The sequence below is a fragment of the Paenarthrobacter sp. Z7-10 genome, assembly GCF_026932795.1.
Classification (GTDB): domain Bacteria; phylum Actinomycetota; class Actinomycetes; order Actinomycetales; family Micrococcaceae; genus Arthrobacter_M.
Genome location: NZ_JADPVH010000018.1, coordinates 45279 through 52927, shown reverse-complemented (window position 1 = coordinate 52927; position 7649 = coordinate 45279). Strand labels below are relative to the sequence as shown.

Here is a 7649-nt window from a genome sequence, read left to right as displayed (position 1 = left end):
TAGACACGAAGACGCAGAACGAGGCCGCCTGCGGGACATCTTCCGCTGACGTCCCTGCACCCGCGGCGCCATCGGCGGGGCATGTCATCGTCAACTCGCTCGTGGCCCACGGCGTCCGACGCGTCCATGTGGTCCCGGGGGAGAGCTACCTCGAGGTTCTGGACGGCTTGCACGCCTCGCCGATTGAAACCATTGTGTGCCAGCACGAGGGGGGTGCAAGCTACATGGCCGAGGCGGACGGGAAGATGAACCAGCTTCCGGGCATTGCGATGGTGACTAGGGGGCCCGGAGCGGCCAACGCGCACGTAGGCCTCCATACGGCATGGCAGGATTCGACGCCTATGGTCCTTTTCGTCGGGCTGATTCCCTTCGACCACCGGGACCGGGAGGCGTTCCAGGAATTCGACATCAAGGCCTGGTTCGACACCAGCGCCAAGCGCGTCATGGTCCTCGACCATGCCGAACGGGCCTCGGAAATCGTAGCCGAAGCCATGTTCGCCGCCATGAGCGGACGCCCAGGACCCGTCGTCGTCGGCCTGCCCGAAGACATCATCCGGGAACACGTCAACTCGTCCCTGCACCCACCCATCCCCGTCGCTGGAGGCGGCATGACCGGGGAGGACGCCGACGCCCTGGCCCAGGCACTTGCAGCCTCGTCTAAACCGCTGTTTGTGACCGGCGGAAACGACTGGACCCAAGAAGGGGCGGACCGGTTGACCCGGTGGCTGGAAAGCCACCACATCCCGGCCGCGGCGGAGTGGCGCACGGAAGGCACCGTGGCCTTCGATTCCCCCTCCTACGTTGGCCCGATCGGCTACGGCCGGCCCCGGCCCACCCATGACCTGCTGTGAGAGACCGACCTCCTTGTCTTTGTCGGCACCGTGCCCGGCGACGTCATCACCGACGGCTTTCTTAACCGCCAGGACTGGAAGGAGGTGAACTTCATCGTCACCATGGACCCGTCCCTGCGCGGACGCTCCGGGGGAGTGTCGCGCCAGATTGTCGCCAAACCAGACGCCTTTGTCCGGGACCTGGTCCGGATTGAACTTCCAGAGAAGGACGAATGGAAGGCCTGGACGGCAAGGATGCGGGCGCAACAGGAACAATTCGCCGCGCTTCCCGACGCCGCACCGGGGACCGGCGCGGCCCGGATGGATACCCTGATGGCGAACCTGGTGCCAACGCTGCCCGCGGACGCCATAGTCACCTTCGGCGCCGGGGAACACACCAACTGGGCTCACCGCTACTTTCCTACCCGGGCCTACGCCTCCATGATCAGCGCCCGGAACGGTTCCATGGGCTACTCCGTGCCCTCCGCCGTCGCGGCGTCCCTTGCCTATCCGAACAAGCGGGTGGTGACTATTGCCGGGGATGGCGAATTCCTCATGAACGGCCAGGAACTGGCCACTGCCGCCCAATACGGTGCCACGCCCCTGGTCATCGTCATGGACCACCAGGAATACGGCACGATCCGCACCCACCAGGAACGGCACTACCCGCAGCGCATCTCCGGCACCCAGCTGAAAAACCCGGACTTTGCCCTGATGGCCCAGGCTTTTGGCGGCTTCGGAATCAAGGTCGAAGTGGATCGGGACATTCCCGGTGCCCTCGCCGCGGCGCTGAAGGCGATCGATGAGGACACGGTGTTCGCCCTCATCCACCTCGTCGTCGAACAGCGCGTGAAGGCCTACTAGCCAGGACCGCCAGCCACCATCACCCTCGGCCACGACACCAAGCGGTCCGGGACCGCTTGCACTCAAAGATTGGAAGATTGAATGTCCGTTTACCCTGGAGACGAAACCCGGCTGTTGTCCTCGGTTCCGGAGGGCCTACTGATTGATGGCCTGTGGCGTCCGGCCGCGGCCGGGAAGACTTTCGACGTGGAGGACCCGGCCACCGGGAAGGTGCTGATGTCCGTTGCCGACGCCGGCCCCGAGGACGGGCTGGCGGCTTTGGACGCAGCGGCTGCAGCCCAGGAAGCCTGGGCGCACGTCCCTCCGCGGGCGCGCGGGGAGATCCTGCGTGCGGCGTTTGAACTCGTCACCGAACGTGCCGCGGACTTTGCCCTGCTCATGACCAGGGAAATGGGCAAGCCGCTGGCGGAGGCCCGCAGCGAAGTCACCTACGCGGCAGAGTTCCTGCGCTGGTCTCCGAGGAAGCAGCCAGGACATTTGGCCGTTATTCCGTCGCCCCCGAAGGAACCTCCTGACTGTTGATCACGACGAAGCCTGTGCGTCCGTGCCTGCTGATCACGCCCTGGAATTTCCCCGCTGGCGATGGCGACCCGCAAGGTCGCCCCGGCGGTCGCCGCCGGCTGCACCATGGTCCTGAGCCGGCGAACCTGACCCCGCTGACTTCCCTGCTGTTCGCCGCACTCATGCAGGAGGCCGGGCTGCCGGCCGGGGTGTTGAACGTCATTCCCACCTCCACCGCCGGAGCTACCACGGGGCCGCTCGTCACGGCCTCCCGCCTGCGCAAGATTCCCTTCACCGGCTCTACCGAGGTCGGACGGCGGTTGCTGGCCAATGCCTCCGAGACGGTGCTGCGCACCTCCATGGAGCTGGGCGGCAACGCCCCCTTCGTTGTCTTCGACGACGCCGACATCGACGCCGCCGTTACGGGGGCCATGGCCGCCAAGATGCACAACATGGGCGAGGCCTGCACGGCGGCCAACCGCTTCATCGTCCACGAAACCGTTGCGAACGAATTTGCGGAAAAATTAGCGGCACGCATGTCCGCGCTGAGCCCGGCCCGCGGCACCGAAAAGCATTCAACAATGGGGCCCTTGATCGACGTCAAGAGCCGGGAGAAGGTCCACCGGCTCGTCACGGACGCGGTCGCCGAAGGCGCCATCGTCGTGATCGGCGGCGCCGCCGTCGAGGGCCCCGGCTACTTCTCTCAGCCCACCATCCTCACCGGAGTCACAGAAGGGGACCGTATCCTCTCCGAGGAAATCTTCGGCCCGGTGGCCCCGATCATCACCTTAGCCACCGAGGACGAGGCCGTCCGGCTGGCCAACAACACCGAATACAGACTGGCGGCCTATGTCTACACCGCTGACTTCAACCGCGGTCTGCGCATGGGTGAACGCCTCGAGACCGGCATGCTGGGCCTGAACACCGGAACCATCTCCACCGCCGCCGCCCCCTTCGGCGGCGTCAAACAATCCGGGCTGGGACGTGAGGGCGGACAGGAAGGAATCCAGGAATACTTCTACACCCAATACATCGGCATCCCCGACCCCAGGCAGACTACATCGAGCGCGCGCACGCTGCCGCCGGTTGCGGTCCAAATCCATCCCGCCGCCGCGGACGGGTTCCACACTGCCCGTCTCATTCCAGGGCGGCGGACAACATCCGGTGGCATCAAGTCCCAACGCGCCCGGGCCACTCCTTACCCGCCCATGGGTCATAATCCGCGATGAGCTCCTCCTGTGGCGGCCGCTCATTTTCGGGGATGTGCTGCAGGTTCACCCGTACCCGGTACCAGAGCGAGCTCGATCCGCGCATTCCGTCGACGAGTATGTCGGCGGGATGCAGGATTGGGAGGAGGTCCGAATGCCGACTCTTCCATTCGTCGAGCGCCGTGAGCGCCTCGAGCTTGGTTTTGGTTCGTGCCACCTCGATAAGCGGCATCACCGACTGCCGGCGGCCCGAGCCGTCGCCGCCGCGCGGCGGTTTTTCGGCGGGGCCGAGCTCGGCGGCCAAAGCGATCAGTTTGTCCAGTGTCCCCGCCGCATTGTCGATGCCGGTGTGAGGGTCGCCCATGGCTGCGAAGCGCTCAAGCACCGTGGGCACCGTGAACTGTTCCGGCCGGGTGGAGGTAACCTCGTCCCAAGTGAGCGGCGTCGAGACCCTGGCGTCGGGCAGGGGACGGATCGAGTACGCCGATGCCACTGTGCGGTCCTTGGCGTTTTGGTTGAAGTCAACGAAGACACTCTCGCCGCGTTCCTCCTTCCACCACCGTGCGGTGGCGAGGCCCGGAGCGCGGTTTTCGACCTCGCGGGCGAGGGTCTCGGCGGCGAGCCGCACATCGCGGTACGACCACTGGGGCGCAATGCGCACCAGGATGTGGAGCCCGCGGGAACCGCTCGTCTTCGGCCAGCCCACCAGCCCGACGTCGTCGAGCACCTCCCGTGCGACGTAGGCGACATCAACGATCTGCGAGTAGTCAACCCCCGGCATCAGGTCGAGGTCAACCCGGAGCTCGTCGGGATGCTCGAGGTCCTCGGCACGGACGGGGTGCGGGTTGAGGTCCAAGCATCCAAGATTCACGACCCAGGCCAAGCCTGCAGCATCCCGGATGACGGCCTCTTCGGCTGATGTCCCGGAGGCGTAGTGCAGCGTCGTCGTGTCGATGAAGTCGGGGTGGTTTTCGGGCACGCGCTTTTGAAAGAAGGGCTCAGCGCCGATCCCCTTCGGGAAGCGCTTGAGTACCATGGGCCGTCCTCCGGCGCCCCGCAGCGCCCCCTCCGCGACGGCGACGTAATAGCGAACCAAGTCGAGCTTGGTCAGCCCGGGCTCGGGGAACACCACCTTGTCCGGACTCGAGATGCGAACCTCGTTGCCGGCAATGTTGAGGATCTCGGCGGGGGCCTTCGACGGGTTCATTCCGCCACGCTAGCAACGTTCGGATGTCGGGGCTAGAGAAGCTGCAGGGCTGACAAACGCGACTTGGAAACCACATGGGCCCGGCTCCTGGCCAGCCGCATAATCGCAGTGCGGCGACCCGCGCTATTCGAGGTTCCGAGGGACGGTTCAAGTCCCGCCTCGGGCAGGCAAATCCTCGTCAGTTTTGAATGTTCCGTCCGGTCTCTTTCGGGCAGTTGGCCGACGACGACGTCGTGGGCACCCTCAGTGAACTGATACGCGCCGAAGCCGGCCGCGAGGGCCCGGGAGCGACGGCGATCCCTTCGGCGCTATGCAACGTCCGGCTGGCGATGGTCCTGCTCACCTCGTCCGGAAGTGGTCGGGACAGTTCTCTGGACCGCCTCCGGAGACGACCGTATTGCGACCGTTAGCGAGGACATTATTGCGGAACGGGGCGCTGATTGGTCGATCGAGCGCATGAGCTGCAGGGCGCTGATGGCACGGGCTACGCTCATCCGGCAGTTTCGGACAGAGCACCGGCTCCATTCTCGGATCAGGTGCGGCTTCCGAACCGCGGTGACCTCGGTGGTCCTAACTGACCGGGGAGGAAAAGCGGCTGGATGGCGAGGATATATCGGCCAATGACGCTGGAAAAGGCGGATATGCCGGCGCGGTGCTTTGCTGCCAGCGTTGTGAGCTATAGATTTTGGTCCCAACCGGGATGTATCGTTGACTATCGTTGAACATCGTTCGTGAATCACAAGGGAGAGCATGATGCATAATTCATACCCGGCAGGCGGATTTGGTTTCAACAATCTCGACGGCGTGTGGCAGGCCGTTGAGGACCTGCGTTCAAGGTTTGAGAAGCGCTCGGGCACCCGCGCGGGTCGGGGCGAGGTGCGGGCGGCGGTGCTGGCCCTGCTCGCGGAACGGCCAATGCACGGTTACCAGATCATCCGTGAAATCGAGGAACGCAGTGGTGGCAGTTGGAAGCCCAGTGCCGGCTCCGTCTATCCAACGCTGCAGTTGCTGGCCGATGAGGGGTTCATCAGTGCGGAGGAATCGAACGGCCGCAAGATCTACTCGCTGACCGAAGCGGGCCGTGAGGAGGTGGCGGGCGCCGACGGGTCCACGCCATGGGATGCAACGGGCCCGGCATCAGGCTCCGGGTTCGCGTCGCTGCCCAAGGCTGGCGTCGAACTCGCGCAGGCCGCAGCCCAGGTGGGCCGCACCGGCTCGGCGAAGCAGGTGCAGGAGGCGGTGAAGGTACTCGACGAGGCACGCCGCCGGCTGTATTCGATCCTCGCCCAGGACTGACAGGGGTGGCATCGGTTCGTCGCGACCGAGCAGCTCCGGTGCACGGCGCCGGGGACACCCGTGCCCGTTACCGCCGCATCCTGCGCTTTTTCGCGTGGCATCTGGCGGTGACCTGGTGGTTTGAACTGTTCCTCCCCCGCGTAGGGCTGGCCAGGAGTGCCGAACGCACCCGGGCAAAGAGGATGCGGCGCTTCGCGCAGCGTTTCCATGCGCTCGCGGTGGACCTTGGTGGTCTAATGATCAAGGTTGGTCAGTTCATGTCGTCCAGGCTCGATGTGCTCCCGCCGGAAATCACCGCCGAACTGGAAGGGCTTCAGGACGAGGTGCCCCCGGTCCGGTTCGCTGCAATCCGTGCCCTGGCCGAGGTGGAGCTGGGTGCGCCGCTTGACCGGGTGTTCGCTTCGGTCGAGGAGACGCCACTGGCCGCCGCGTCCCTCGGGCAGGCGCACCGTGCACAACTTCTTCCCAGCGATGCCGCCGACACCGGGCTCGACAGTGTAGTGATGAAGGTGCAGCGACCGGGCATCGACGCGATTGTCGACGTCGATCTGGCCGCGCTGCGCAAGGTGGGCGGCTGGCTCAGCCATGTGCGCCTCGTGTCCAATCGTGCCGACATGCCCGCCCTGGTCGAGGAGTTTGCGCAGACCAGTCTCGAGGAGATCGACTACCTGCAGGAGGCGGCGAATTCAGAGCGCTTCGCCGCCGATTTCGCCGACGACGACAGGGTGACTGTGCCCGAGGTCGTATGGGAGCGGACCACCCGCCGCGTGCTCACCCTCGAAGATGTCACGTCGATCAAGATCACGGACTCGGAGGCACTTCTTGCGGCGGGCATCGACCCGGCGCAGGTTGCCCCCGTTTTCGCATCGGTCATGTTCGACCAGTTGTTCACCAATGGCTTTTTCCACGCCGATCCGCACCCCGGCAATATCTTTGTCACTCCGATTGCCGATTCATCCGCAGAGCGTCCATGGAAGCTGACGTTCATCGACTTCGGCATGATGGGAGAGGTTCCGCCCACCACCCGCAGCGGGTTGCGAAAGCTGCTGATCGCAGCCGCCTCGCGGAACGGCAAGGGGTTGGTGAGCGCGATCGGCGACGTTGGTGTACTGATGCCGTCGGCCGACACAGCCGAGCTTGAGCGGGCGATGACGCACCTCTTCGCCCGGTTTGGCGGGATGGGCTTTGCCGAGCTTCGCGAGGTGGACCCGCGGGAGTTCCGTGATTTTGCGGTTGAGTTCGGGGACGTGGTTCGCTCGTTGCCGTTCCAGCTGCCCGAGAATTTCCTGCTCATCATCCGCGCGATGTCACTGACGTCGGGTGTGTGCAGCTCATTGGACGCCCGGTTCAATCTGTGGGACTCGGTCGAACCCTATGCGGCGAAGCTGCTGCGCGACGAGCGCGGCAACATCATGCAGGACGTGGCTGCGCAGGCACTCGACGCCGCCGGAGTCGCCCTGCGTTTGCCGAAACGCCTGGATGAGCTGCTCACCCGAATCGAGGACGGTTCATTATCTGTGGCGAACCCGCGCCTCGAACGGCAGATGACACGACTTAACCGCATGGCGCAGCGATCGGTATCGGCGCTGATATTCGGCGCACTGCTTATCGCCGGTTCCGTGGTCCGAGCGGACGACACTGTGCTTGGCAGCGTGCTGATGATGGTGTCTGTAGTTCCGCTGCTGCTTGGGCTGTGGGTCGGACGGCGCCGCGTTTGAGTGAGGTGGTGCCGCGGGGCGTATT

Annotated in this window: 3 protein-coding genes and 2 pseudogenes; 4 read left to right on the top strand and 1 reads right to left on the bottom strand. The window is 65.1% G+C overall.

All coding sequences use genetic code 11. The features are described 5' to 3' along the window. The first annotated feature begins 86 nt into the window (after positions 1–86). Both IV498_RS07450 and IV498_RS07445 read left to right on the top strand, forming a co-directional pair. A pseudogene (locus tag IV498_RS07450) lies at positions 87–1694 on the top strand (thiamine pyrophosphate-dependent enzyme). A gap of 81 nt (positions 1695–1775) precedes the next feature. Then, positions 1776–3244, top strand: a pseudogene (locus tag IV498_RS07445) (NAD-dependent succinate-semialdehyde dehydrogenase); the annotation flags it as partial. Positions 3245–3365: 121 nt separating this feature from the next. Here the strand turns inward: IV498_RS07445 and ligD are convergent. After that, positions 3366–4610 carry a non-homologous end-joining DNA ligase gene (ligD, locus tag IV498_RS07440; RefSeq protein ID WP_269045928.1) on the bottom strand — a complete coding sequence of 415 codons (1245 nt, stop codon included), beginning with the start codon at positions 4608–4610 and terminating at the stop codon, positions 3366–3368. A 753-nt stretch (positions 4611–5363) separates the two neighbouring features. On the opposite strand from ligD, the gene IV498_RS07435 reads away from it, so the two are divergent. Both IV498_RS07435 and IV498_RS07430 read left to right on the top strand, forming a co-directional pair. Beyond that, complete coding sequence (locus IV498_RS07435) at positions 5364–5906, top strand: PadR family transcriptional regulator (protein WP_269045943.1); 543 nt, start codon at positions 5364–5366, stop codon at positions 5904–5906. A 5-nt stretch (positions 5907–5911) separates the two neighbouring features. Further along, on the top strand, positions 5912–7624 hold the full coding sequence (locus IV498_RS07430) for an ABC1 kinase family protein (RefSeq protein WP_269045927.1): 1713 nt from the start codon (positions 5912–5914) through the stop codon (positions 7622–7624). Positions 7625–7649: the final 25 nt, after the last annotated feature.